Source organism: Flagellimonas flava (assembly GCF_900129665.1).
GTDB lineage: Bacteria > Bacteroidota > Bacteroidia > Flavobacteriales > Flavobacteriaceae > Flagellimonas > Flagellimonas flava.
In genome coordinates this window covers 41,612-65,413 of sequence record NZ_FQWL01000010.1, presented here as the reverse complement: position 1 = coordinate 65,413, position 23,802 = coordinate 41,612, and the positions used below count along the sequence as shown (strand labels likewise).

Annotated in this window: 23 protein-coding genes; 11 read left to right on the top strand and 12 right to left on the bottom strand. The window is 42.3% G+C overall.

Translation table 11 applies throughout. The features are described from left to right. Nucleotides 1-120 precede the first annotated feature (120 nt). Entirely contained in the window at nucleotides 121-1,758 is a 1,638-nt protein-coding gene (locus tag BUC10_RS17275) for a sulfatase/phosphatase domain-containing protein (protein ID WP_073182011.1), read from the bottom strand. Nucleotides 1,759-1,873: 115 nt separating this feature from the next. Here BUC10_RS17275 and BUC10_RS17270 point away from each other — a divergent pair, with 115 nt between their 5' ends. From BUC10_RS17270 to BUC10_RS17235, 8 genes are read left to right on the top strand one after another with little or no spacing between them, the layout of a single operon-like run. Next, nucleotides 1,874-3,343, top strand: coding sequence for a lipopolysaccharide biosynthesis protein (locus tag BUC10_RS17270; RefSeq protein ID WP_073182008.1), 1,470 nt, complete (start codon nucleotides 1,874-1,876; stop codon nucleotides 3,341-3,343). After that, complete coding sequence (gene dut, locus BUC10_RS17265) at nucleotides 3,333-3,767, top strand: dUTP diphosphatase (RefSeq protein WP_073182007.1); 435 nt, start codon at nucleotides 3,333-3,335, stop codon at nucleotides 3,765-3,767. Before BUC10_RS17270 ends, dut begins: the two co-directional genes overlap by 11 nt. A 33-nt stretch (nucleotides 3,768-3,800) precedes the next feature. After that, nucleotides 3,801-4,817 (top strand): sugar phosphate nucleotidyltransferase, encoded by a 1,017-nt coding sequence (locus tag BUC10_RS17260; protein WP_073182005.1) that lies wholly within the window; start codon nucleotides 3,801-3,803, stop codon nucleotides 4,815-4,817. 47 nt (nucleotides 4,818-4,864) lie between these two features. Further along, entirely contained in the window at nucleotides 4,865-5,347 is a 483-nt protein-coding gene (locus BUC10_RS17255) for a hypothetical protein (protein ID WP_131819098.1), read from the top strand. Between the two features lie 6 nt (nucleotides 5,348-5,353). Beyond that, nucleotides 5,354-6,271: a tetratricopeptide repeat protein gene (locus tag BUC10_RS17250; protein WP_131819097.1), complete on the top strand. Its 918-nt coding sequence runs from the start codon at nucleotides 5,354-5,356 to the stop codon at nucleotides 6,269-6,271. Then, on the top strand, nucleotides 6,268-7,056 hold the full coding sequence (lolB1, locus tag BUC10_RS17245) for a lipoprotein insertase outer membrane protein LolB1 (protein ID WP_073181999.1): 789 nt from the start codon (nucleotides 6,268-6,270) through the stop codon (nucleotides 7,054-7,056). Before BUC10_RS17250 ends, lolB1 begins: the two co-directional genes overlap by 4 nt. Nucleotide 7,057: 1 nt before the next feature. Continuing rightward, nucleotides 7,058-8,284 carry a murein hydrolase activator EnvC family protein gene (locus tag BUC10_RS17240; RefSeq protein WP_073181997.1) on the top strand — a complete coding sequence of 409 codons (1,227 nt, stop codon included), beginning with the start codon at nucleotides 7,058-7,060 and terminating at the stop codon, nucleotides 8,282-8,284. A 1-nt stretch (nucleotide 8,285) separates the two neighbouring features. Continuing rightward, nucleotides 8,286-9,122 (top strand): aldo/keto reductase, encoded by an 837-nt coding sequence (locus BUC10_RS17235; RefSeq protein ID WP_073181995.1) that lies wholly within the window; start codon nucleotides 8,286-8,288, stop codon nucleotides 9,120-9,122. On the opposite strand, the gene BUC10_RS17230 is transcribed toward BUC10_RS17235, so the two are convergent. Both BUC10_RS17230 and BUC10_RS17225 read right to left on the bottom strand, forming a co-directional pair. After that, nucleotides 9,119-9,631, bottom strand: a complete 513-nt coding sequence (locus BUC10_RS17230) for an acyl-CoA thioesterase (RefSeq protein ID WP_073181993.1) — start codon at nucleotides 9,629-9,631, stop codon at nucleotides 9,119-9,121. The two genes, BUC10_RS17235 and BUC10_RS17230, sit on opposite strands and share 4 nt — an antisense overlap. Nucleotides 9,632-9,688: 57 nt before the next feature. Beyond that, nucleotides 9,689-10,633 carry an HU domain-containing protein gene (locus BUC10_RS17225; RefSeq protein WP_073181991.1) on the bottom strand — a complete coding sequence of 315 codons (945 nt, stop codon included), beginning with the start codon at nucleotides 10,631-10,633 and terminating at the stop codon, nucleotides 9,689-9,691. 105 nt (nucleotides 10,634-10,738) lie between these two features. Between BUC10_RS17225 and dprA the strand changes: the two genes are divergently transcribed. Continuing rightward, nucleotides 10,739-11,842: a DNA-processing protein DprA gene (gene dprA / locus BUC10_RS17220; protein WP_073181989.1), complete on the top strand. Its 1,104-nt coding sequence runs from the start codon at nucleotides 10,739-10,741 to the stop codon at nucleotides 11,840-11,842. A gap of 2 nt (nucleotides 11,843-11,844) precedes the next feature. Here dprA and trpS read toward each other — a convergent pair whose 3' ends face one another. Both trpS and BUC10_RS17210 read right to left on the bottom strand, forming a co-directional pair. Further along, the gene (gene trpS, locus BUC10_RS17215) at nucleotides 11,845-12,813 is read right to left on the bottom strand and encodes a tryptophan--tRNA ligase (protein WP_073181987.1); all 969 of its coding nucleotides are present in this window, start codon (nucleotides 12,811-12,813) and stop codon (nucleotides 11,845-11,847) included. Nucleotides 12,814-12,897: 84 nt separating this feature from the next. Continuing rightward, complete coding sequence (locus BUC10_RS17210; protein ID WP_073181985.1) at nucleotides 12,898-13,140, bottom strand: GlsB/YeaQ/YmgE family stress response membrane protein; 243 nt, start codon at nucleotides 13,138-13,140, stop codon at nucleotides 12,898-12,900. A gap of 56 nt (nucleotides 13,141-13,196) precedes the next feature. On the opposite strand from BUC10_RS17210, the gene BUC10_RS17205 reads away from it, so the two are divergent. Continuing rightward, nucleotides 13,197-13,928 carry a lysophospholipid acyltransferase family protein gene (locus BUC10_RS17205; RefSeq protein ID WP_073181983.1) on the top strand — a complete coding sequence of 244 codons (732 nt, stop codon included), beginning with the start codon at nucleotides 13,197-13,199 and terminating at the stop codon, nucleotides 13,926-13,928. 43 nt (nucleotides 13,929-13,971) lie between these two features. Here the strand turns inward: BUC10_RS17205 and BUC10_RS17200 are convergent, their stop codons facing one another. The 5 genes from BUC10_RS17200 to recA form a co-directional block, all read right to left on the bottom strand. Next, on the bottom strand, nucleotides 13,972-15,138 hold the full coding sequence (locus BUC10_RS17200) for a histidine kinase (protein ID WP_073181981.1): 1,167 nt from the start codon (nucleotides 15,136-15,138) through the stop codon (nucleotides 13,972-13,974). Between the two features lie 195 nt (nucleotides 15,139-15,333). Continuing rightward, nucleotides 15,334-16,911, bottom strand: coding sequence for an outer membrane beta-barrel protein (locus BUC10_RS17195; RefSeq protein ID WP_073181979.1), 1,578 nt, complete (start codon nucleotides 16,909-16,911; stop codon nucleotides 15,334-15,336). After that, nucleotides 16,912-17,442 (bottom strand): RNA polymerase sigma factor, encoded by a 531-nt coding sequence (locus tag BUC10_RS17190; RefSeq protein ID WP_073181977.1) that lies wholly within the window; start codon nucleotides 17,440-17,442, stop codon nucleotides 16,912-16,914. Between the two features lie 38 nt (nucleotides 17,443-17,480). After that, nucleotides 17,481-17,903, bottom strand: a complete 423-nt coding sequence (locus BUC10_RS17185; RefSeq protein WP_245812852.1) for a hypothetical protein — start codon at nucleotides 17,901-17,903, stop codon at nucleotides 17,481-17,483. Between the two features lie 99 nt (nucleotides 17,904-18,002). Continuing rightward, nucleotides 18,003-19,010 (bottom strand): recombinase RecA, encoded by a 1,008-nt coding sequence (gene recA, locus BUC10_RS17180; protein ID WP_073181973.1) that lies wholly within the window; start codon nucleotides 19,008-19,010, stop codon nucleotides 18,003-18,005. Nucleotides 19,011-19,300: 290 nt separating this feature from the next. On the opposite strand from recA, the gene trhO reads away from it, so the two are divergent. Beyond that, nucleotides 19,301-20,332, top strand: a complete 1,032-nt coding sequence (trhO, locus tag BUC10_RS17175; RefSeq protein WP_073181971.1) for an oxygen-dependent tRNA uridine(34) hydroxylase TrhO — start codon at nucleotides 19,301-19,303, stop codon at nucleotides 20,330-20,332. A gap of 63 nt (nucleotides 20,333-20,395) precedes the next feature. Here trhO and BUC10_RS17170 read toward each other — a convergent pair whose 3' ends face one another. Both BUC10_RS17170 and BUC10_RS17160 read right to left on the bottom strand, forming a co-directional pair. Beyond that, a complete protein-coding gene (locus BUC10_RS17170; RefSeq protein ID WP_073181969.1) occupies nucleotides 20,396-21,772 on the bottom strand; it encodes a BspA family leucine-rich repeat surface protein in 1,377 nt (458 codons plus the stop codon). Nucleotides 21,773-22,166: 394 nt separating this feature from the next. After that, nucleotides 22,167-23,714, bottom strand: a complete 1,548-nt coding sequence (locus BUC10_RS17160) for a BspA family leucine-rich repeat surface protein (RefSeq protein ID WP_073181965.1) — start codon at nucleotides 23,712-23,714, stop codon at nucleotides 22,167-22,169. Nucleotides 23,715-23,802 lie beyond the last annotated feature (88 nt).

Below are 23,802 nucleotides of genomic sequence, written 5' to 3'. Positions count from 1 at the left end.
AAGCGCTGAACAATTAGGCGAAACGCAGTGCAGCCAAATAAGAATTTCGCAAGCGCTGAACAATTAGGAAAAAGAACAAACCATTAAAAAAGGCCGCTTAATTAAGCGGCCTTTTTTTATTCAATGTCTTTGGGCCATCCGTTCATTATGCAAATCAATATAATGCTGGTTGAGCTCGTCAGAATCTCCATAGTGTACTCTTAGCTTCTCTAATTTTTTCTTCAGCCCGACCACTATCTCTGCATAGGCAGTATCATGGTATACATTGAACATCTCTTCAGGATCCTTGCTGCGGTCATAGAGTTCCCATTCATCCACATCATAATAGAAATGGGTCAATTTGTAATCTTTGGTAGCGATTCCATAATGCCTTTTAACAGCATGTTCTGCAGGGTATTCGTAATAATGATAATATACCGCATCGCGGGTCCATTCATCACTCTCAGAGTTTAAAAGCGGCATCAAACTCTCCCCCTGCATATCTTCTGGAACTTCTATTTGGGCGGCTTCCAAAAAAGTCTGGGCAAAGTCAAGGTTTTGTACCATTTCGTCATTGGTGATTCCTGGTTCAATTGCATTGGGCCAACGAATCAGGAGCGGTGTCCTAAAAGATTCTTCGTATATAAAACGCTTATCAAACCACCCATGTTCGCCTAGGTAAAAACCTTGATCCGAAGTATAGACGACCAGGGTGTTTTCGGTCAATCCACTAGAATCTAAATAATCAAGCACCCTTCCCACGTTATCATCCACTGAAGAAATACAGGCCAAGTAATCTTGCATATACCGTTGGTATTTCCAAATCATTTTTTCCTCATCGGTCATGGTGGGCCAATTTTCCTCAAAATCCTTGCTGATTGAGTCTATCAAAGGTTTGTACTGGGCCCTTTGTTCCGTTGTCATTCTGCCTATAATGTTATTGAATGCATTTACCAAATCAGGCACTTCGGGAAGTACTTGATCCATTTTCGCAATGGTCTCTGGCCACACCTTCGTATCGTAGCTATACTTCATATGGGTAAGAAGGTTCATTTCCGCAGTTTTGGCTGCGGAACCTCGATTAGCATAGTCATCAAAAAGGGAATTGGGCAACGGGAATTCTTTTCCACGGAACTCCTTAAATTTCTCAGGAGTGGGCCACCATGGTCTGTGAGGGGCTTTGTGCAAATACATGAGTAGAAAAGGTTTGTCAGGATTTCGTTTTTGATCCAGCCAATTCAGGGTAAGGTCGGTAATGATGTCCGTAGCAAAACCTGTAATGGTGGTATCGCCGTTTTGGGTAATAAAATCTGGATTGATATAATGGCCTTGACCCGGCAAAATCATAAAATCATCCACTCCTTTGGGATTGTTTCCAAAGTGTAGCTTTCCAAACATGGCAGTCTGGTACCCGACTTTCTGGAACAGCTGGGGGAAGGTGACCTGTGTAGTATCGAATGGCATCAAATTATCCACTTTTCCATTGATGTGGGTGTGCTTTCCGGTTAGAATGGTGGCTCTTGAGGGCGCACAAATGGAATTGGTAACACTAGCATTGGAAAACAAAATTCCTTCCTTGGCAATGCGATCAATGTTCGGGGTCTGGATAAGATGATTTTCATAGGCACTTATCGCCTGATAGGCGTGGTCATCCGACATGATGAAAATGATATTTGGCTTTTCGTCCAATGTTGAGGGAGTCTCCTGTTTCTTGTTTCCACAAGACAGGACGATTAAGAATATAAGTGTTGTAATAATTGACTTTAAATGAGAGCTCATAGGTTGGGTTGTTTGTATGTGTAAAAGGTACAAATTGTTCCATAAAGGGGAGAACTAAAGGGTTTTGTGTAACTTGTACGTTCCTTAGCGATGATATTATAACACGGAGCTTCCTTTGAACCCACTTAAACGGCTTTTTAAACAAACTTTTATCTATGGTTTGGCCACGGTATTGCCTAGGGTCTTATCATTCTTTCTGCTTCCACTTTACACCTCGGTTTTTGAGGATGCCGCGGGCTATGGGCAGTATATCAACATCTATTCTTGGATTGCCATATTCAATGTTTTTTTGGCCTATGGAATGGAAACGGCCTTCTTTAGGTTTTTCCACAAAAGTGAGCAAAAGGAGCGTGTGATTTCCACGTCGCTGGTGTCGCTGGCGTGTTCTTCTGTATTGTTTCTTTTGATAGCGTTATCGGTAAAGGAAAGCTTATCCAACTTGACCAACATCAGTGTAGATTACATCAAATTCACCGCGTATATCTTGGTGTTGGATGCCTTGGTGATTATTCCTTTTGCTTTGCTCAGGGCGAAGGAAAAACCAATGAAATATGCCTTCCTGAAGACGGTCAATGTGGCCATCAATCTTGGGTTCAACGTCTTTTTCCTTTTGATATTGCCCGGATTGGCCCAACAAGCTTCCGATGGGATTTGGAATTCCATATACAAAGAGGGATGGGAAATCCAATACATTTTTATTTCGAACATTATCGCTAGCGGGGTTACCTTGTTGTTGTTGCTGCCTACATACTTTAAGGTTCCGCTTAAGTTTCATTTTCCAACTTGGAAGGGTATGTTAAAATATGCCGGTCCGATTATGGTGGCAGGGGTGGCCTTTACCATCAATGAAGTGTTTGATAAAATTTTGCTGACCGAATTGCTGCCGCCTGAAATTGCTGAAACTGAAGTTGGTAAATATGGGGCATGTTATAAATTGGCCCTTTTCATGACTCTTTTTGGGACGGCATTCCGAATGGGAGTGGAGCCATTTTTCTTCAGTCACGCCAAAACGGAGCAGCCACAAAAGACCTATGCCCAGATTACTAATTATTTCGTCATTTTAGGCAGTGTGATTCTTCTGGCCGTTGTTGTTTTCATAAATCCTTTGGGCAAACTGTTAATTAGAAATTCAACCTATTGGGAGGCGTTGGAAGTGGTTCCCATTATCTTATTGGCCAGTTTTTGTTTGGGAATCTATCATAATCTTTCCGTTTGGTACAAAATAACCGACCAGACCAAATTTGGAGCATATATTTCTTCTATTGGTGCGTTGATTACCTTAATCATAAATGTGGCTTTTATCAACAAAATAGGATATATGGCATCTGCCCTCGCCACGCTGGCCGCTTATGGCAGCATGATGTTGATGTCTTATTTTTTTGGAAGGAAATACTACCCCGTGCCGTACAATATGAGGAAAATTGTGTTTTACATTTCCGTTTCACTGGTGTTTTCGGCGCTTTCGTTCTACGCTTTTAACCGAAATTTAATAGCTGGGGGGCTTTTACTTTTGTTATTTTTGATGTTAGTATACAAAATGGAGGGGGACAAGTTAAAGACCATATTTCTACAGCGTGAAAGTTAAGATCATCAACAAATCAAAACATCCATTACCCCATTATGAGACGACAGCTTCAGCGGGAATGGACCTAAGAGCCAACATCGACCAACCCATTACTTTAAAATCCCTGGAAAGGGCCATATTTCCCACAGGAATTTTCATGGAACTTCCAGTAGGATATGAAGCTCAAGTAAGACCGCGAAGTGGATTAGCAGCCAAAAAAGGCATTTCAGTGCTTAATGCACCGGGCACTGTTGATGCGGATTATAGAGGTGAAGTAGGGGTGATTTTGGTAAATCTGTCCACTGAGGATTTTGTGGTTGAAGATGGAGAAAGAATTGCCCAAATGGTGATAGCCAAGCACGAACGTTCAGAATGGATTGAGGTGGAGGAATTATCGGAAACTTCGAGAGGGGCCGGCGGATTTGGAAGTACTGGCACACAATAAAAGAAACACTAACTGCATTATACTTAAAAGAAGATGAAAATTATAGTACCTATGGCGGGACGGGGTTCCCGATTGCGACCACATACCTTAACTGTCCCCAAACCTTTGATTCCGGTAGCGGGAAAACCTATCGTGCATCGATTGGTAGCCGATATTGCCAAGGTATTGAGAGAACCTATTGAAGAAGTTGCATTTATTTTAGGAGACCCGGCGTTTTTCGGTGATGATGTGGTCAGCAGCCTTATGGAGCTTGCCAAAGAACTGGGAGCCAAGGGATCAATTTATAGACAGGATGAACCTCTTGGAACAGGTCATGCCATTATGAGTGCCAAAGAATCCCTAAGTGGCCCGGCAGTAATTGCCTATGCGGACACCCTGATTCGAGCTGAATTTGATCTAGATAAATCGGCTGATAGTGTCATTTGGGTAAAGCAAGTGGACAAGCCAGAGGCGTTTGGGGTAGTGAACCTCAACGAGAAAAGTGAAATCGTGGAACTAGTTGAAAAGCCGCAAGAATTTGTTTCCGATTTGGCCGTAATAGGAATCTACTATTTTAAGGACGTAGGCGTTCTAAAAAATGAACTCCAATATGTGCTGGACAATGATATCATCAATGGCGGGGAATACCAAATCAATGATGGGATTAAAAGAATGATGGACAAGGGCATGAAATTTGTGCCTGGAACAGTGGACGAATGGATGGATTGTGGCAATAAAAATGTGACCGTTGAAACCAACCAACGCATGTTGGGCTTTTTGGAAAAAGATGGGGAAAACTTGATTTCCAATTCGGTGAAGCAAGAAAATGCCAATATCATAGAACCTTGTTTCATTGGGGAGAACGTAACACTTAAAAATGTTACCGTAGGACCATATGTTTCGATAGGAGCTGATACTGTTTTGGAAAATTCAACAGTGAAGAACAGTTTGATCCAAAGCAATAGTAAGATTACCAATGCCAATTTGGACAATGCCATGATTGGCAATAATGTTGTTTTTGATGGTAATTTTGAGACCATCAGCATTGGGGATTATTCTGTGTTGGTATAGAATTTGCCCCTTTTAATAGAGAGCTGGAAGATAAAATGAAAAGGCTTGTGACAACATATCTGTTGAGTTTTGTATTATCTATGGGATTACATGCCCAAGAGGAAATCAATTTAGATATGCTTTTTGGTGATTGGGCGGTTTCTTATAATGAATCCGATGAAAATCATTTGGTTTTGAGAAACCCAAAAGATAAAAAGTTGCTAAGTGAAGAGGACAGAAAAATCCCGTATAGTTTTAAGATTACTGGTGATTCATTAATCAGTAAAACAAAATTTCCAAGGCAAAATTCAAGAGGTTTCTTTTGCCCAGTAGGATCTTCTGTTAAGATTGATACAATTGAAAATTATTATACAAGTGAAGTGTGGTTTTTAAACTATGAGAAAAAAGCACTTTCATATGGTATCTGGTTTGAAGTTAATACCAATTCTAAAAACTTGAGTTGCGCATATAAGGCAAATTATCGGATTGATAAGCTGCGAGAGAATTATATGAAGCTTACGTTGTTGCAGGAATATGTTGGGGAGGAGTAAATATTTATGTCAATAAGGTTACATCACATAATCGTCATCTTTTTCTTGGTCTCATGTCCATTGTTGACATATACCCAAGAAGAAGAAAGCTCTGAATTGTTTCTGGAAGAATATACCGATGAGTTTCAGGAAAATTTCTTCGAAGCCTTAAAACAGAAGAGCATCCAAAACTACGATAAGGCCATAAACCTCTTTTTAAGCTGCAAACAGTTAGAACCAGGAAATGAGGTGATCGACTATCAATTGGCAAAAACCCATTTTCTGGACAAACAATACGTTCAAGCACAAGAATATGCCATCCAAACATTGACGACGAAACCAACGGATTTTTGGTATTTGGAGAATATGGTCAATATCATGGAGAAGCAAAACAGTCCTTTTGAGGTAGTTAAGGAACGAATTCCATTTGAAAACCGGAAGCTTCAAGAAAATCTCGCACTGATTTACTTCAAAAAGAAAAGATATAAAGATGCCTTAGAGGTTTTGGAAGGTTTGGGAAGTACAGCATTTGCCGAAGAACTTAGCATAAAAATCCAAGATTCATTGGACCATGACCAGCGCAAAGCGCGACCTATCCAAAAAAATCAAGAAACGGTTTCGGAAGACAATCCCGTGGATGGGTACAAGGCCCAAATGGAAAAGCTGTTAGCTGAAAAGGCATATCCAAAATTAGAGAATATGGCCAAAGATGCATTGGAAGCCTATCCATTGCAACCATATTTTCATTATGCCTATGGAGCTGCTCTAAATGGACTTTCCAATCCATCAAAATCTATTGAGGTTTTGGAGGGCGCATTGGATTACCTTTTCGATGATGACCAATTGGCGAATAAAATTTACCAAGAACTTTCGGATGCATTTAATGCCATCGGAAATCCAACCAAGGCCAATGAATATTTGAACAAGATAAAATCAGGTCTATGATGGGGTCAAAGAAAGCTACAGGAAAACTTCAAGCGACATTCATGGTGTTGGCTATTTTGTTCTTGAGTGGATGTAAATCATCAAAAACCGTGGTAACCGGAGAAGTCGACAATCGAATCTCGGCAAAGAAAATCATTGAAAACCATTACGCCAATCAGGTCGACTTTAAAACATTGAGTGGTCGGGTTAAAATTGATTATTCGGATGGGAAAAGCTCCCAAGGCGTAAATGTCAGCCTCCGTATGGAGAAAGATAGTGTGATATGGATCAGTGCCCCCTTGGGCATGGTTAAGGCACGCATTACCCCAGATCGCGTTTCATTTTACAACAAGCTTCAAAACGAATACTTTGATGGGGACTTTAGTTATCTAAGCGACCTTTTGGGGACGGATCTGGATTTTGGGAAGGTGCAAAACCTATTGTTAGGGGAGGCGGTTTTGGATTTAAGGACCGACAAATATGCTTCAACAATAAGTCAGGGGAATTATCAGTTAAAACCTAAGAAGGCCAGGGAATTATTCAAAATTCTGTTTCAATTGGAACCAGGGAATTTTAAAATTGCCACCCAAGAGATTTCCCAACCAGAAGAGGATAGACAGTTTTCCGCAAAATATACCTATCAAGATATTTCTGGAAAAATTCTTCCCAATGCAATTCATATCGTTGCCTTGGAGAACCGGGATAAAACGTCAATAGCCTTGGAATATAGGAACCTTGAACTGAACAGACCGCTAAATTTTCCATATAAAATCCCGAAGGGATACGACCAAATTATATTGAAGTAGTATGTTCGGTAAAGCTCCATATCACATTTGTTTACTGCTATTTGTGCTCTTGCTAACATCAAGCTTGACTGCACAGACCGGTGAGCAAAAAGCGCTGGAGGCCAAAAGGGAACGGTTGCAACAGGAAATCAAGGAAATCAACAGACTTCTTTTTGCGGAGAAAAAGGAAAAGGGCAATGTTCTGGACCAAATGGAAGCTTTGGACAAACGAATCAATGTACGACAAGAATTGATTCGCGTTACGAACCAACAGTCCAATCTGCTGAACCGTCAAATCAATGTAAATATTAGAAGTATCAGCAAGTTACGGGAAGACCTCAAAATCCTGAAAACCGATTACGCAAACCTTATCCGGAAATCTTATCAGAATAAAAACCAGGGGAGCAGATTGATGTTTTTGCTCTCTGCGGAGAATTTTTACCAAGCGTTTAAGAGACTCCAGTATATGGAGCAATATGCCAAACACAGGAAGAAACAAGGAGAAGACATCATTCTTAAGACGGATGAATTGGCAAAATTGAACCAAGAGTTGGTGGCGCAGCGAAAGACCAAAGAACAGTTACTGGCCGAAAATCGAAAGGTCAAGGATGGGCTTTTCAAGGAAATTGAGACCCAAAAGAACTTACTCCGTAGCATTCGACAAAATGAAACCAAGTATACTGCTGCTATCGAGAAGAAACGAAAAGAGGCCAGAAAGATTGACCGCGAAATTGAGCGTTTGATAAAAAGTGCCATTGCCAGCACTAATAAAAGGTCTGGGAAGTCCACTTCTAGAACCAAATTTGTTCTTACTCCAGAAGCCAAATTGGTGGCCACTAATTTTTCAGCGAATAAGGGTAAGTTGATTTGGCCCGTTGAAAAGGGAATTAAAAGTCAAGGATATGGGGTGTATAGTGACAAACTATATCCGGGAATAAAACACCGGAACAATGGAGTGACCATCGCAACGGATAAAGGGAGTAAGGCCAGAGCCATTTTTGAAGGTGAGGTTATCGCTATACTGACCGTGCCCGGAGGAAGTAGAGGTGTGCAAATCAAGCATGGAAACTATATTAGCACCTATTATAACCTTTCTAAACTCTATGTAAAAAAAGGTGATAAGGTAGCTGTGAAAGACGTGCTTGGAGATATTTATACCAATCGGTTTGATGGCACTACCAAGCTTAAATTCTATTTGTACCAGGACACCAATCGTCTAAACCCGGAAGATTGGATATATCAGTTATAGTATGAGGAACATTACAGATTTACAGGGCACTTTTACGTTGAACAACGGTGTGGAGATGCCTTACTTTGGTTTGGGGGTATATTTATCCAAAGATGGAAACGAGGTTATCAGTGCTGTCAAGGATGCTTTGGAGCATGGGTATCGGCACATTGATACCGCCTCGATCTATGAAAACGAAAACGGAGTTGGACAGGCCATTGAAGAAAGTTCGGTGCCTAGAGAGGATATTTTTGTAGTAAGCAAGGTATGGAACAGCGATCAGGGATATGATAGCACCCTAAAAGCATTTGATGCCACCTTAGAACGTTTGGGCTTGGATTACTTGGATTTGTACCTCATTCATTGGCCTAAGGGAGAACTGTCCAAGGAAACCTGGAAGGCTATGGAACGCTTGTATCAAGAAAAAAGGGTGCGTGCCATTGGAGTGAGCAATTTTTTGCAACATCACCTAGAGAATCTTTTGGATGCGGCAGAGATTGTTCCCATGGTCAACCAAATGGAGTTTCATCCCTATTTGGTGCAACAGGAGCTCATTGATTTTTGTAATAAAAAAGACATCCAATACGAGGCCTGGTCTCCTATGATGCAAGGAAATATCTTCGGTATTGAATTGCTTAAGGAAATGGCTGCCAAATACAACAAGACCGTGGCACAACTTGTATTGCGTTGGGATCTTCAAAAAGGGGTGATAACCATCCCTAAATCTTCAAAGAAAGAGCGGATAGTAGCCAATGCGGATATTTTTGACTTCGAACTCAGCGAAACCGACATGGAGGCACTGGACAAATTAGATCGTGGAAAGCGCTTTGGCCCGGACCCGGATAATTTTGACTTTTAAGAAGTAAACAAAGCTTTTAGCTCCGTAGCTTTATTGGGCTCCATTTTTCCAGCCAACACCAAGCTCAATTGTTTTCTGCGAAGGGCCCCGGCAAAGCGTTCCTTTTCCAAATCTGTTTCAGGTTCCAATTGCGGCACTTCGGTGGGAATACCTGTTTCATCAACGGCGACAAAGGTATAGATAGCCTCGTTGGCCTTGGCACGTTCCCCGGTAAAGCGATCTTCCATCCAAACATCAATATAAATTTCCATTGAGGTTTTAAATGCGCGGGATACGGACGCTTCAACAGTAACCACACTGCCTAATGGAACGGAACGGTTAAAAGCCACATGGTTTACCGAAGCGGTAACGGTGATTCTGCGGCTATGTCTTCTGGCGGCTATACTTGCAGCCCGATCCATCCGGGCCAAAAGTTCCCCTCCAAAGAGGTTATTCAATGGATTGGTTTCACTTGGCAAGACCATATCGGTCATTACAGTTCGCGATTCACTGGGCTTTTTTGTGCTCATTCCTTAAAATTTTGCGCAAAGATATTGAAGTGGATACTGGTATTAAAGAAAGCTGGACTATTTCTCGGACAATAGCCAAGCATCGGGAGATTCGGTGGCCTTTATTTTTCTAAGGAATTTGAGAGCCTCCTTTGGATTTTCAAAACTGTCATACGCCACTTGGTGAAGTCCAAAACGATTTATCCCCAAGTAAAAGGCACGAAAACCCTTATTCTTGAGTTGGGCTACTTTCTTTTCCGCATTTTGTTCCACTCGAAATGCCCCAGCAATGACATGGTGTTTGCCAAGCTTTCTTTTGTTTACGGCAAGGCTAAGTGCTGGGAGTTCCAAAGGTGCGTTTTCAAAGAAGGTGGCCTCCTGAATAAGTCGGGACACCTCTTTTTGGGCATCCTGTCTTACGGAAACCTGGTTTTGCTCCACTTGTTCATAGGCACGGAACGAAGTGGTACCTACGGATACGGCCAGCAATACAATGGCAGCATACTTTAACCATGGCCTAAAAGAAGATGTTTCCCTTTTTTCAGGTGTGATGATGAATGGAATGCGTTCTTCCAATTCTTCAACCTCCTCTTTCAAGGTCTCTCTTTGAATCGGAGTAGCGGCAAAAGCTGAAAGACCAAAGGAAGAGGTAAGATAATTGATTTTGTCTTCAGGCTTAAACTGAATTTTGTTTTCCCTGTTTAAGGATAGCTTTCCAACACCGAACAACTCAATGTCCTCACCTTGCTCCAACTTGCTTCGCCAGGTTTGGGCAACCGCCTCTACCTCCTGAAGCATTTCCTCGTACCCCAAATTCTTTTCCTTGGCGATATGTGACACGAGCAAACCGTCATTCTTGGTCAACTGTGCATTAAAGGAAATCGCCTTGGTGGGAGGAAGCAATGTTTGTGAGGCAGTATCAATTTCTGCAGATTTGCCATGCGCTAGAAAAGCACCAAAACCAGGAACCACAACACAGTTGTAGTTGTAAAGAAGTTTTTCTATATGTGCATCAATCCGCATAGCCACAAATATTGCAAAAAAAGCAAGAGGACAAAATATACCCCATAACTTTTTATTAACATTTGAAAAGTGGTACTTTGTGGACAACTTAACCTACCCAATCAAATGACTGAGGCTGAAATTATTGCCTGCCTTCGCCTGCAGGCCGTTCCCAATATTGGGGACCTTACCGCTAAAAAACTCATTGCATATTGTGGCTGTCCAACTGCAGTTTTTCAGGATAAAAAGTCGCACCTTCTAAAAATTGAAGGTATTGGAAAATACACCCTGAAAGGTCTTTTTGACAAAGTTTACCAAGACGAAGCTGAGGAAGAATGGCAATATATTTCCTCAAACGATGTTGCCTTGTCCTACTTCATGGATGATGGATATCCGGAAATGCTGAAACATTGTTTGGATGGACCCATTGTTTTGTTCCAAAGAGGAAACATTGACCTGAAAGGCAAAAAGCTCATAAGCGTTGTGGGAACCCGAAATATCACCAGCCAGGGAAGACTGTTCTGTGAAAACTTCATTGAGGAAATTACACCATTGAATCCGGTGATCATTAGTGGGTTTGCCTACGGTGTCGACATAACTATTCAACGAATGGCCATGGAGGCCGGTTTGCAAACCATAGGATGTTTGGCCCATGGACTAAACCAGATATACCCCAAGAGCCATAAAAAGTATGCACAGAGTGTAGAGTTAAACGGAGGCTTCTGTACAGAATTTTGGAGCAGTAGTCAACCGGATCGGGAGAATTTTTTAAAACGGAACCGGATAATTGCCGGTATGAGTCAAGCAACTGTGGTCATTGAATCTGCTGAAAAGGGAGGTAGCTTGATTACCGCCAATCTCGCCCATGATTACAATAGGGAAGTTTTTGCATTGCCCGGCAGGCACACGGATAAGTTCAGTGCAGGATGCAACAATCTTATCAAACAACAGAAAGCCCAGCTGTTGACTTCCGCTGCCGATTTGGTCTATATGTTGAACTGGAAATTGCAACAAGAGCCTAAGCGCCCAGTGCAAAGAGAGTTATTTGTTCAATTGGATGAAACAGAAAAGTCTATCTACTCCTACCTGCAATTGAACGGGAAACAATTGCTGGACGTCGTTGCTTTGGACTGTAAATTACCTGTCCATTTAGTTTCGTCAGTGCTTCTTGGCATGGAAATGAAGGGGGTGATACGCCCTTTGCCCGGTAAATTGTTTGAAGCTATCTAAGCTTAATACCCTAGTTTTTCACGGACCCGTTCCAATACCCCATCGGCCACCTTCCTAGCTTTTTCAGCGCCAATGGCCAAAGCTTCATCAACTTCGTTGAGATGATTCATGTAGTATTCAAATCGCTCACGGGGTTCGGCAAATTTCTCTAGGATTACTTCGTAAAGAGCTTGTTTGGCGTGGCCATAGCCATAGTTTCCTGCCAAATAGTTGGCACTCATTTCCTCAATCTGATCGGGTTGGGCCAAAATCCTATAAAGGGCGAATACATTATCCTTGGAAGGGTCTTTTGGTTCTTCCATCGGGGTGCTATCCGTTACAATCCCCATAAGCTGTTTTCGCAATTTTTTATCAGGCTGGAATAGGTTGATAATATTTCCTTTGCTCTTGCTCATTTTCTCCCCGTCCGTGCCGGGAACGTACATGGTCTCTTCCTGTACCTTGGCATCGGGCAACACAAAGGTTTCTCCAAACTGGTGGTGGAACCGGGAGGCTACATCGCGCGTCATTTCCAAGTGCTGCAGTTGATCTTTTCCAACGGGCACCACATGGGCATCGTACAATAAAATATCCGCGGCCATCAACATAGGGTAGGTAAACAATCCGGCGTTTACATCTTCCAGTCGATCAGCCTTGTCCTTGAAGGAATGGGCCAGGGTAAGGCGTTGATACGGAAAGAAACAGCTCAAGTACCAGGCCAATTCTGTTACCTGGGGCACATCACTTTGACGGTAAAAAACGGTTTTATCAATATCCAACCCAAAGGCCAGCCATGTGGCAGCGGTGGCATAGGTGTTGTTACGGAGTTCCTCCCCATTTTTAATTTGGGTAAGGGAATGCATATCCGCAATAAACAGAAAGGACTCGTTTTTGGGGTCCTGCGCCATTTGAATGGCGGGCATAATAGCACCCAAAATATTACCCAAATGTGGGGTTCCCGTACTTTGGATTCCCGTTAAAATTCTGGCCATAACAAGTATTTAGGCCGTAAAAGTAACAATCCAGCAGGGATTAAAAAAGCAGCCTAGGGCCGCTTATAAATAAAATGTTCAGAATTACTTTTTAAATAGTCCCGCCACAAAAAGAATCACCACCGCACCTATAACCCCGGTGATCAAGTCGCCTACCAATCCTGAGCCGATTTGGATGCCCAAAGTACCAAAAAGCCAATTGCCCACAGCACCACCAACAATACCCAAAATAATATTAATAAGTGCGCCAAAACCGCCCCCTTTCATAATTTTACCGGCCAGCCATCCTGCAGCAGCCCCGATTAAAATGGCATACAAAATTCCCATAATCAAGTTTTTAAGGTTGTTTCCCTAAAGATATTCAAAAATTCTACTTTTGAAACATGGTTCAATTTTTCAGGAACATTGGGTATGCCCTGTACCGAATTTGGTTTTACCTATTGGTAGCCCTTCCCATCTTTATTTTCTTTCCTTTTTTATTGTTGACCACCCTATCTGAAAAAACATATTCCCAATTCTTTTGGTTGGCCAGGAACCTTTGGGCAAGACCTATTCTTTATGGAATGGGTTGTTTCCCAAAAATTACAAGAGAACAGCGAATGGAAAAGCGGAAAAGTTATATGCTGGTGTCCAACCACACCAGTATGCTGGACATTATGCTGATGTTGGTGGTAAGCAAAAATCCTTTTGTTTTTGTGGGAAAGAAAGAACTGGTCAAAATTCCAGTTTTTGGATTTTTCTACAAGCGGGTCTGCATTATGGTGGATCGCGACAGTATTAGAAGCAGGACAGGGGTATACCTTCGCGCTCAGCGACGTCTGGATCAGGGCTTAAGTATCTGCATTTTTCCGGAGGGTGGAGTGCCTGAAGAGGATGTAATCTTGGATGAGTTTAAGGATGGGGCCTTTAAAATGGCCATTGCGCATAAAATACCTGTGGTACCCATGACTTTTTATGATAACAAAAAGCGATTTTCATTTTCATTTTTTAGTGGAGGTCCAGGCCGGGTCCGGGCTAAGGTGCATCGGTTTTTTGAGACAGGAATTTTGGCAGAAGAGGATAAATCTACCTTACGGGAAGAAGTGAGGGAGGTGATATTAAAGGAGCTTAGCTAGCTTGAAACTTAGTTCTGGATTATAATATAGGGAAAATCGAAATTTATGAGGATAGATTGGGCAATCTGAGACTTGTTCTTAAATAGGAATTCCCATTCTTTGTTACATAGTCCTCTTCCTTTTTAATACCATACCGTTTAACTGAGTTGAGCAAGCGTACCTGGTCTTGCCATTGGGCCACCTTGGCCGAATATCTGGGTGTGGTTTCCATTAACCGGCTTCCAGGATCTTCCTTGTATGTAACATTCACAATTATTTCGGCTTGGGCTATTATGAAATGGATATCCAATTTTTGTTTTTCTCGGGGGTCCGACATGATAGCCTCTATAAGGTTTTCAAGTAGAGGTTGAATCACAAACGAAGGAATTACAGCCTCCAACTTAACCTCGTCTTCGACCAATATGATGTCATAATCAAAATGCTCTTCATAGCGAAGTTTTTGCAATTTCAAGTACAGCTCTAGCATAGTAATCTCATCCTTAAGATCTAGCATTTCCCGATCTAGATGTTTCAAATGAAACCGCAATAATTTGCTTATGGCAGACAAATATTCAAGCGTGGCCTTTTTGTTTCCAAGGGTAACATAGTACTGGATAGCGTTCAGGGCATTAAAAACAAAATGTGGGTTTAATTGGGAGTTCAATACTTTCAACCGTAATTCCAACATTTCCTCCTTGATCTTAAGCAAACTTTCCTGCTTTTCCCGAAGGGCATTGTTGGCTCTCACACTTTTAATTTTGATGGCACAAATAGAAGCTATGGCCGAAAGCATTTTTAGATGTTGTTGGGTGAAGAAACCCTTTTCCGGATGCTCACAATCTATTACCCCATAAATGATTTTTTCATGGGCGATGGGCACGCAGATTTCTGATAGTCGATGGTCATCATCCACTATGTAACGTTTATCCTTGGAGGTATCCCCAATAATCTCCGCTTTTCCGGATAGTGCAACGGCTCCGGTGATTCCCTCGCCCACCGCAATTTCAACCGGATTGTACAGCTTATGGTCCTTTGGGTTTTTTGGTCCATAGGCAGCTTTTTGCACCAAAAATTTATGGTTTTCATCTATCAGATAGATTACGCAGTCCACAAAACCCAATTTGGCAATGCAGTTTTTGGCCAAATCCCATAGAATTTGATCCTCGTCTTCCTTTCCCAAAAGTGATTTGGAAAAATAGATAAGAATGTCGTCAAATTGTTCGGTTTTCAAGGGATTGGGACTTAAGAAGGGAGTTCAAAATAGTAATTTTTTTCAAAACCCTGTTTTTGTACCTAGGTAAAATGTTTGATGCAAAGTGCAGAATAAAAAACGCCCCGCTTTAAGCGGGGCACTTTGTGATTGCCTTAAGGGGCAATCTTCCTAACCAACTTCTTATTTGGACCTGTCGAAGGTTCTTATAAATCCTTAAAATTTAAAACTTACACCACTGTACACGCCCACGGAAAAAGGTCTAAAAGAACCTGCTGTGTCCGAAAAGGTATTCAGCTGGTACTTAAATACCGGTTCCAAGTTCAATTGTACTTTTGGTGAGAATTCGTAATTGAGCCCAACTCCTATATTGGTGCTGAAATTGAGTGAGTTCACATTGTTGGCCTCGCCCATTTCGGTGACTAGGCCCTCTGATTCTAGGAGCACCGAATTGTCCACTAGGAACAAAGAACTGACCCCTCCAATGAGATTAACCCCAAACTTCTTATCGATAAGACTGTAGTTCAATTCAACCGGAACTTCCACATAACCCAACTGCTGAACCATTTTGCCATCCAAAACAGCGCTTTCCGCTGCGGCAAATTCTGGAGAGTCCGAATTTAAGGAACTATTGTCTTTGCTTTCCACTACAACGTTTCTGGAGGTACGGCTGTAATCAATATTATCAATTTGGTCTGCCGACCCATTCAATGAAGATGAGAAGACCACATCATTGGTATCGTATCCAAAATTGACCCGATGCACCCCTGAACGTACCTTGAGCTTTTTGCCAATTTCATAGGCTACGGTGAGGCCATAACTTAAATCCACATTACCGGACTTGGAATTGGCCGCAAAATTGGAATGTACCGGAGACCCCTCACCGGAAGCACTGAAGTAAACAGGTGCAACGGACGGACCGATGGACCATTTGTTTCCTGTAGAGTTTTGGGCAACGGCCTCTTCTTCCTGTTTGGCTATCACATCATAAATGGAGGGTCGGTCATCTTCTTTTTCCGTTTCTTCTTCTTGCAATGCCACGACCTCCTTTTCCTCATTCTTCTCCTTTAGCATAAAGGATGGGTCTTTATTTTCCAGCGACTGGTCCAGATTTTTGTTTTCTGCCACCGTTTCCTTTTCCTCAGTAGTGGTCTTAAACAAGTCTTTCTTTTCCGTATCAAACTGATGCTGGGTAATATCGGATGCAACGGCTTCCGAGTTTTCGTTGATACTATTTTCCCCCGCTTTTTCCATTCCGGCATCCACCACTTCGGTGGTTCGGACATCTTTATTTGATTCTAAGGGAGCCAATTGCTTCTGATCAGAAGTATTCTTCTTTTTCTCGGAATCCGAGACGGCCAATTGCGTATTGGTACGGCTTTGGTTCTTTTGGAGATTATCAATAGCATCCTCGGAGGTTTCGGCTACGGCATTTTCCTCTTTTGAAGAATCCGCGCTCTCTTCCGTATTAGCCAAACCTTCGTCACCCGAAACATCTGCAGAATTTAGGAGCTCATCTGCAGTATTGTTTTCTGGTTCTGTAGTTCTCTTATTTTCGGTTTCTGTAACCTGAATCTGTTCATCAACGACTTCGTTGCCGAAAGGCCCAAAGACGTACAATAGGATGGCCAATACGGCCGCAACTCCACCGAGTTGCCACCAAATGGGCACTACCCTTTTCCGTTTCTTTTTGTCCAGGGAAGCCTCTATGGATTTCCAGACCTTTTCATCTGGAACCTCATGAAAGTCCCCTAACTTTTCCCTGAACAATTGCTCTAAATTCTTTTTCCCCATTTAAGCAATGTTTATATTTTCTTTTTCTATTTTCTCCCTTAAAATCATCTTGGCCCTGGCCAAATTGGATTTTGAGGTTCCAGTGGATGTTCCCAACATCTCACTTATTTCTTTATGGCTATAGCCATCCAACACGTAAAGGTTGAACGTTATCCTATACTTGTTGGGCAGCTCTTGTATGTAGCCCAAAAGAGTGGACAGACTTACGTCCATTTGCTCGGTGTCCACCTCTATTTCTTCTCCAACGTTTTCTGATACCACGTTGAGGTATTGTTCCTTTCTAAATTTCTGGAGCACGGTATTCACCGTTATCCTTTTGATCCATCCTTCAAATGACCCGTTAAAATTGTATTGATCCATCTTGCTGAAGATGGTCATAAAACTGTCGTGCAAATTATCTTCCGCCTCTGTACGGTTCCTAGAATATTTAAGACACATACCGAAAAGAATACCGGAATATTTCCGGTACAATTCGGCTTGCGCCTGTCTCTTGCCTTTTTTGCAGTTATGTATCAGCTCTTCAAGATCCAAATGTTGGTCAATTTTGGATTATTGATATCTATTAATGCTTATTCTACCACAGGAACTGTGAATTCCAAAAAGTTTGCATTGTCATTGGTATCCCTTCCGGAAAAAAACCTGAAGTGGTATTCCCCGGAATAAATGACCTGAAACTCAAATGTAGCACTTACTTCTTGAATTACCTGTGCGCAGGCCTGCTCATCGGTAAAAACAGAACCTATAACGACCACATCCCTATCGGTTTGTCCGGTACGGGTTACCTCAAAGCCTTCAAAGAATGTACAGGCATCGGGTCTCACATAGGTCACTTCAATGTCGTAGGTTTTGTTAAGTTCAAATGATTCTGGCAGCGTGACATCCACAATGGACAGTGTCGTAAAATGGAAGTTTTGCCCATCATCCAGTTCGCATCCACTGAACAGGCCGGCCACCCCCAATAGCATTAACAGCACCATCGCCTTTTTCATCATAAAAATTCCTTTTTTTATCCTCTAGATGAATAGTAAAGACAAGGGTTGCGTATGTTTTTCACAACCTTTGGGAGAAGCAATGGAAAGTATGGAGTGGGTTTAGGCGTTTACCAAGGCGATCGCCTCCTTGATTTTGGCTTCAAGCTCTTCAGATAACTCGGGATTATCGGCTAACAAGGCTTTTACCGCATCCCGTCCTTGACCCAATTTTGTTTCACCATAACTGAACCAGGAACCGCTCTTTTTCACGATTTCGTAAGCCACGCCAAGATCCAGGATTTCTCCTATTTTGGAGACCCCTTCACCGTACATAATGTCGAATTCTGCGGTCTTAAAGGGCGGCGCCACTTTGTTCTTCACCACTTTTACACGGGTTTTGTTCCCTTGTACGGTCCCGTCCGTATCCTTGATTTGCGTGGAACGGCGGATATCCAACCTTACCGAGGCGTAGAACTTAAGTGCATTTCCACCTGTTGTGGTTTCCGGGTTTCCAAACATAACCCCAATTTTTTCACGCAATTGGTTAATGAAGACTACCGTACAGTTGGTTTTGCTGATGGTTGAGGTCAACTTTCGTAAAGCTTGAGACATTAAACGGGCATGCAATCCCATTTTGGAATCTCCCATTTCCCCTTCAATTTCACTCTTGGGTGTCAGGGCGGCCACAGAATCTATAATAACAATATCTATAGCGCCGGAGCGAATCAGGTTATCGGCTATTTCCAAGGCCTGCTCCCCATGATCGGGTTGGGAGATGATCAGGTTATCTATATCCACACCCAGTTTTTGAGCATAAAAACGGTCAAAAGCATGTTCCGCATCAATAAAAGCGGCGATACCTCCATTTTTTTGGGCCTCGGCTATGGCATGCAGGGTAAGCGTTGTCTTACCAGAAGATTCCGGACCATAGATTTCTATTACCCTTCCGCGGGGATATCCTCCAACACCTAAAGCAATATCCAAGCCCAAAGATCCTGAAGGAATTACCTCCACATCCTCTACAACACTGTCGCCCATCTTCATTACGGCACCCTTGCCATAGGTCTTGTCCAATTTGTCCAATGTTAGTTTTAAGGCTTTTAGCTTTGCTTCTTTCTCGCTGCTCATAATTATCAATGTTAGGAAGGCTAAAATACCATTTCTTTTGCCACCCAACAACAGCCCAACGCAACCTTTTTGAACAACTGTATCTTGTTTGTACTAACTCGAATAATCATAGCGGACGCGTAACACCGTTCGTTGCCTTTTGGCAAAAGGGAAATTCTGCGCTATGAAAAAGGATTAATCGGTTGGGAGGGGTTTCTTTTTAGAAACCCTTTTTCTTTTTTGCCCAAGAAGTTTAACTTTGCCCCACTTTATTTTAGAACTCATTCTTTAACTTAAATTATTGGTATAGCATGCAACTGTACAATACGTTAAGCGCAAAGGAAAGAGAAAAGCTTATTGAGGAGGCCGGCAAAGACCGGTTGACCATCTCTTTCTATAAATATGCACACATAGGGAATCCCCAAATTTTAAGGAACCACCTTTTTATAGCTTGGGACGAACTGGATGTCTTGGGAAGAATCTATGTGGCCAATGAGGGCATCAATGCCCAACTTTCCGTTCCGGCCGACAACTTTGAGGTCTTTAAGACCCATTTGGACAGTATTACTTTTCTGGAAAACGTTCGTTTGAATATTGCCGTGGAACAGGACAACAAATCCTTCTTGAAACTTAAGGTGAAGGTGCGGCACAAAATTGTGGCCGATGGCCTCAACGACGACACTTTTGATGTGACCAACAAAGGAGTACATGTTGGAGCCGAAAAGTTTAACGAGCTCATTGAAGATCCGGATACGGTTCTTGTGGACATGCGCAACCACTATGAAAGTGAGATCGGACATTTTAAAAATGCCGTAACTCCGGACGTGGATACATTTCGGGATTCTTTGGACATTATTGAGGAAAATCTAAAAGAACACAAAGAGGATAAAAAACTGGTGATGTACTGCACTGGAGGTATCCGTTGCGAAAAGGCCAGTGCTTACTACAAGCACAAAGGCTTTAAAAATGTATTTCAGTTGGAAGGTGGGATCATTGAGTACACCCGCCAAGTAAAAGCCGAAGGTTTGGAGAACAAATTCTTGGGAAAAAACTTTGTATTCGACCATCGAAGGGGTGAGCGCATTTCGGAAGATATCATCTCCAACTGCCACCAATGTGGTAAGCCATGCGATACACATGTAAACTGTGCCAACGAGGCCTGCCATTTACTCTTTATCCAATGCGAGGAGTGTGCCAAGGCCATGGACGACTGCTGCTCCAAAGAATGCAAAGAGGTACATGCGCTACCTTTTGAGGAGCAAAAACGCTTACGAAAGGGTAAGGAGGTCAGCAATAAAATCTTTAAAAAGGGCCGTTCGGAGGTGTTAAGGTATAAGAAATAAAAAAACAAAACCCTCCGACGCAAGGCAAAGGAGGGTTTTGTTTGCAAAGGGGCTTAGGTAGTATTATGTGCCGCAACCCTCATCAACAATTGTCCATTCCAGGTCGTTGCTTAAGAACCCAGCAGCGTCGTCAGCTTCTTCAGAACATCGTTCAAGACCGGTGGCTCCAAGTACTATTCCACCAGGCACAGATGTTTGCCCGGCCCAACCTATTAAGGTGTTTTCATAATTTTCCATGGAAAGTTTAGAGTTCGAAAGCATTCCTGACATATTGGTAACAGCAGTAATGTTCCACCCTCCAAGATTTTGATCAAAGGATTCTGCATTACCAAACATATAAGACATATTGGTGATAGTACTTACATCCCAATCTCCTATATCGCCATTAAAATCATAGGCTTTGTAAAACATGAAGGAAAGGTCAGTCACATTCGTTAAATTAGGTTCGTCGGTAGCATTATATTCCATGTAAGCACATTCTTGAAAGGCGCCATTAAAACTTTTCCATTCAATGGTTCCCCATTGTTCTATGCTTTTAACGTGAATATTAAAAGGATTCGGAAAATAAATTTTAGGAAACTTTCCGCTTATGGCAACGGTATGGATACCGACTTCTTTAAACATATGTAACATGGTGCCTCCAGTTTTTATTTCCTCAATGGTTCCGTCTCCCCAGTCAACAACGAAGTCGTAGTCAAGATTTATGTCGGTTCCAAATCCAATTTCTTCATTTGGCGTAGTAGTTTCAAATTTGAGAATAAAAGAAGATTCTTCTAAAGCATATGGGGCATCAATTACATTCTGTACCTCAATGGTGATAACTTCTTGGGCGGTGTCCGTGCCATCATCAACCTCCACGGTAAGCTCATGAGAAGTTACGGTTTCATAATCCAAACTTACCCCATCCAGCAAACTTAGCTGGCCATCAGAAGTAACCTTAAAGAGTGTATTGTCCTCGTCCGTAATGGAAAAAGTGAGAGGGTCGCCATCCTTGTCATTGGCTTCTACCGAGCCAATTTGGAAAGCATCATCGATGTCTTCCTTAACAGAAAACACTTGGCCTTCTGTGATGGTTGGTACTTGGTTGGTTTCTTCCACGGTTACAATAAAATCATTGGTGCTAGTAGCAGTTCCTTCAGCAGTGGTCACTTTAATTTTTCCTGTCTGGGCACCCTCCGGCACGGTTCCGGTCAATTTTGTGGTGTTAGCATCGCTAAGGGTTACGGTAACACCACTTAAGGTTACCGTGTTATCGGCAATGTCGGCTCCAAAATCGGTTCCGTTAATGACCAAGGTTGAGCCAACTAGTCCGCTTTCTGTGTGACCGGTAATTTTAGGGGTTTTCGCCTTTGGAGTGTCATCGGTTTTGTCATCATCCTTGCTGCAGGAAACGGCAGCCAAGGTAAAAATGGCAATTACAAATAGGTTTTTCAGTTTCATTTTTTTGTGAATTTTACAATTAAGCATTAAAAGTGCCCCCTATTTTTTGTTCTGCTCAGCCCCAATTAACGGATACATGCTTTGGGTTGATGGATGGCCAGTTTGGGTTGACGGATTTTGCAACCATCAGTTCGAGTGTCTCGAATTTTATTCGGGATGTATCGAGAACGGATGACTGTTCGGAGCAAGGCAGGAAAAGTTGCCTGCCCTCCGAACAGGAGGGTATCGGTAACACACTCCCAGCCCCTCTCGAGAGGGGAGTTATTTCTGATGAAATGGACAAACTCCCTTCTTGAGAAGGGAAAGATTTCGGGCAGCGAAATCAGGGAAGTGTTATGTAAAAAAGAACCCCGGAGAGCCAGGCTTTCTGGGGCTCTAAAATTAAAATACTTGTCTATGGCTGTGGACATCCTTCATCCCCTTGGATAACCCAATCCAAGCCATCTATGTCCGTTAATGTGTTTCTTGCTATCACTGCATCAAAACCACAATACTCTAGGCCATGTGCACCCAAGGTTATGCCGGTTGGGGTACCTTCTTGCCCTTCCCAGCCGATAAGTGTATTGCTATAGTTTTCTACGGAAAGTTTAGAGTTCGAAAGCATTCCTGAGATATTGGTAACAGCAGTAATGTTCCATCCGCCTAGATTTTGGTCAAATGAATCGGCCCCATTGAACGTGTTGGCCATAGACTTCACTTTGCTTACGTTCCAAGAAGTAACATCTCCATTAAAGGAAGTAGCATTTTGAAACATTGAATTTATGTAGAGGACATTTTTTAATTCCCAACTGCTCAAATCACTGTTGAATGAGCTGGCCCCATAGAACATCTGTTCCATATTTGTTACCTTGCTCACATCCCAGTTGCTTACATCTCCGTTGAACGAGGATGCATCCCTAAACATATAGGCCAAGTCCGTTACTGTGGACAAATTGGGGGCATCGGTAGCATTATAAGTTAGATTGCTACAGCCTTTAAAGGCGGTTCGGAAATTTTTCCATTCAACTGCGCCCCAATTCTCAATACTCATTAGTTTGGTGGCGGAAGGATGGTTGTCCATAATTATTCTGGAGAACTGTCCATTGATGGCCACCTTATAAGTACCGGGTTTTTCGTATACATGGCTCTGAGGACTACCTTTATCAATTTTTTCAATGGTACCATCGCCCCAATCCAATATATAATCATTTGGAAGATTTTCATCTGCTCCAAACCCGACTTCCTCGTTGGCCAAAGTAGTCTTAAAGGTTACAACAAATGAAGATTTTTCCAAAGCGTAGGGAGGATCAATAACATTCTGCACGTTTATGGTGATTTGTTTCTGGGTAGTATTTGTTCCGTCGCTTACTTCGATATTGACCTTATGGAATTCTGAGGTTTCGTAATCCAGATTTTGATCTTCGGCGAGACTTAGTTCACCATTATTGTTTATTTGAAAAAGAGGATTTTGATCTGCAATGGAAAAGGCAAGTTCTTCTCCTTCCGGGTCTTCCGCCTCAACGGTTCCAATGATATCCGTTGTACTGATATCTTCCATTACAGTGAAAGCATTCGAATTTACAATAGGGGCAAGATCAGTACCGATGACCCGTATGGTAACGGTAGCGTTGTCAGATGCTGTTCCATCGCTGGCACTTACCATAATGTTATGGGATTCTGCCATCTCAAAGTCAAATCGTTTGCCGTTGGCAAGACTTATGGTCCCCCGATTCGTCATCACAAAAAAATCGTTGTCATTGGTTTCTATGGAGAAAGAAATGGGGTCTCCGTCCGGGTCAACTACTTTTAATGTTCCTATTTCGTCTACCGGTGAGGTTTTTTCACTGACAGTAAAAGTTTGGTCCTCCAAGGTGGGAGGTCGGTTCTCCTGTACGGGATCTTCTTCACAGGAAAATGAGATTATTGCGCAAAACACAAGGGTAAATAAAGCTTTTAGTTTCATGTCTGGGTGTTTAATAATTAATGGCCAAAAATGGAAGCTATTGTTCAATTTGTAAGAAGAGATCTAACGAATGCCCATTTTGAATTGA

Bases quoted from the DNA above. Each gene is read 5' to 3' on its own strand.
- BUC10_RS17275 (WP_073182011.1), bottom strand. From the start codon at position 1,758: ATGAGCTCTCATTTAAAGTCAATTATTACAACACTTATATTCTTAATC.
- BUC10_RS17260 (WP_073182005.1), top strand. From the start codon at position 3,801: ATGAAAATTATAGTACCTATGGCGGGACGGGGTTCCCGATTGCGACCA.
- BUC10_RS17250 (WP_131819097.1), top strand. From the start codon at position 5,354: ATGTCAATAAGGTTACATCACATAATCGTCATCTTTTTCTTGGTCTCA.
- lolB1 (WP_073181999.1), top strand. From the start codon at position 6,268: ATGATGGGGTCAAAGAAAGCTACAGGAAAACTTCAAGCGACATTCATG.
- BUC10_RS17240 (WP_073181997.1), top strand. From the start codon at position 7,058: ATGTTCGGTAAAGCTCCATATCACATTTGTTTACTGCTATTTGTGCTC.
- BUC10_RS17235 (WP_073181995.1), top strand. From the start codon at position 8,286: ATGAGGAACATTACAGATTTACAGGGCACTTTTACGTTGAACAACGGT.
- BUC10_RS17230 (WP_073181993.1), bottom strand. From the start codon at position 9,631: ATGAGCACAAAAAAGCCCAGTGAATCGCGAACTGTAATGACCGATATG.
- BUC10_RS17225 (WP_073181991.1), bottom strand. From the start codon at position 10,633: ATGCGGATTGATGCACATATAGAAAAACTTCTTTACAACTACAACTGT.
- dprA (WP_073181989.1), top strand. From the start codon at position 10,739: ATGACTGAGGCTGAAATTATTGCCTGCCTTCGCCTGCAGGCCGTTCCC.
- trpS (WP_073181987.1), bottom strand. From the start codon at position 12,813: ATGGCCAGAATTTTAACGGGAATCCAAAGTACGGGAACCCCACATTTG.
- BUC10_RS17210 (WP_073181985.1), bottom strand. From the start codon at position 13,140: ATGGGAATTTTGTATGCCATTTTAATCGGGGCTGCTGCAGGATGGCTG.
- BUC10_RS17205 (WP_073181983.1), top strand. From the start codon at position 13,197: ATGGTTCAATTTTTCAGGAACATTGGGTATGCCCTGTACCGAATTTGG.
- BUC10_RS17195 (WP_073181979.1), bottom strand. From the start codon at position 16,911: ATGGGGAAAAAGAATTTAGAGCAATTGTTCAGGGAAAAGTTAGGGGAC.
- BUC10_RS17185 (WP_245812852.1), bottom strand. From the start codon at position 17,903: ATGATGAAAAAGGCGATGGTGCTGTTAATGCTATTGGGGGTGGCCGGC.
- recA (WP_073181973.1), bottom strand. From the start codon at position 19,010: ATGAGCAGCGAGAAAGAAGCAAAGCTAAAAGCCTTAAAACTAACATTG.
- trhO (WP_073181971.1), top strand. From the start codon at position 19,301: ATGCAACTGTACAATACGTTAAGCGCAAAGGAAAGAGAAAAGCTTATT.
- BUC10_RS17170 (WP_073181969.1), bottom strand. From the start codon at position 21,772: ATGAAACTGAAAAACCTATTTGTAATTGCCATTTTTACCTTGGCTGCC.
- BUC10_RS17160 (WP_073181965.1), bottom strand. From the start codon at position 23,714: ATGAAACTAAAAGCTTTATTTACCCTTGTGTTTTGCGCAATAATCTCA.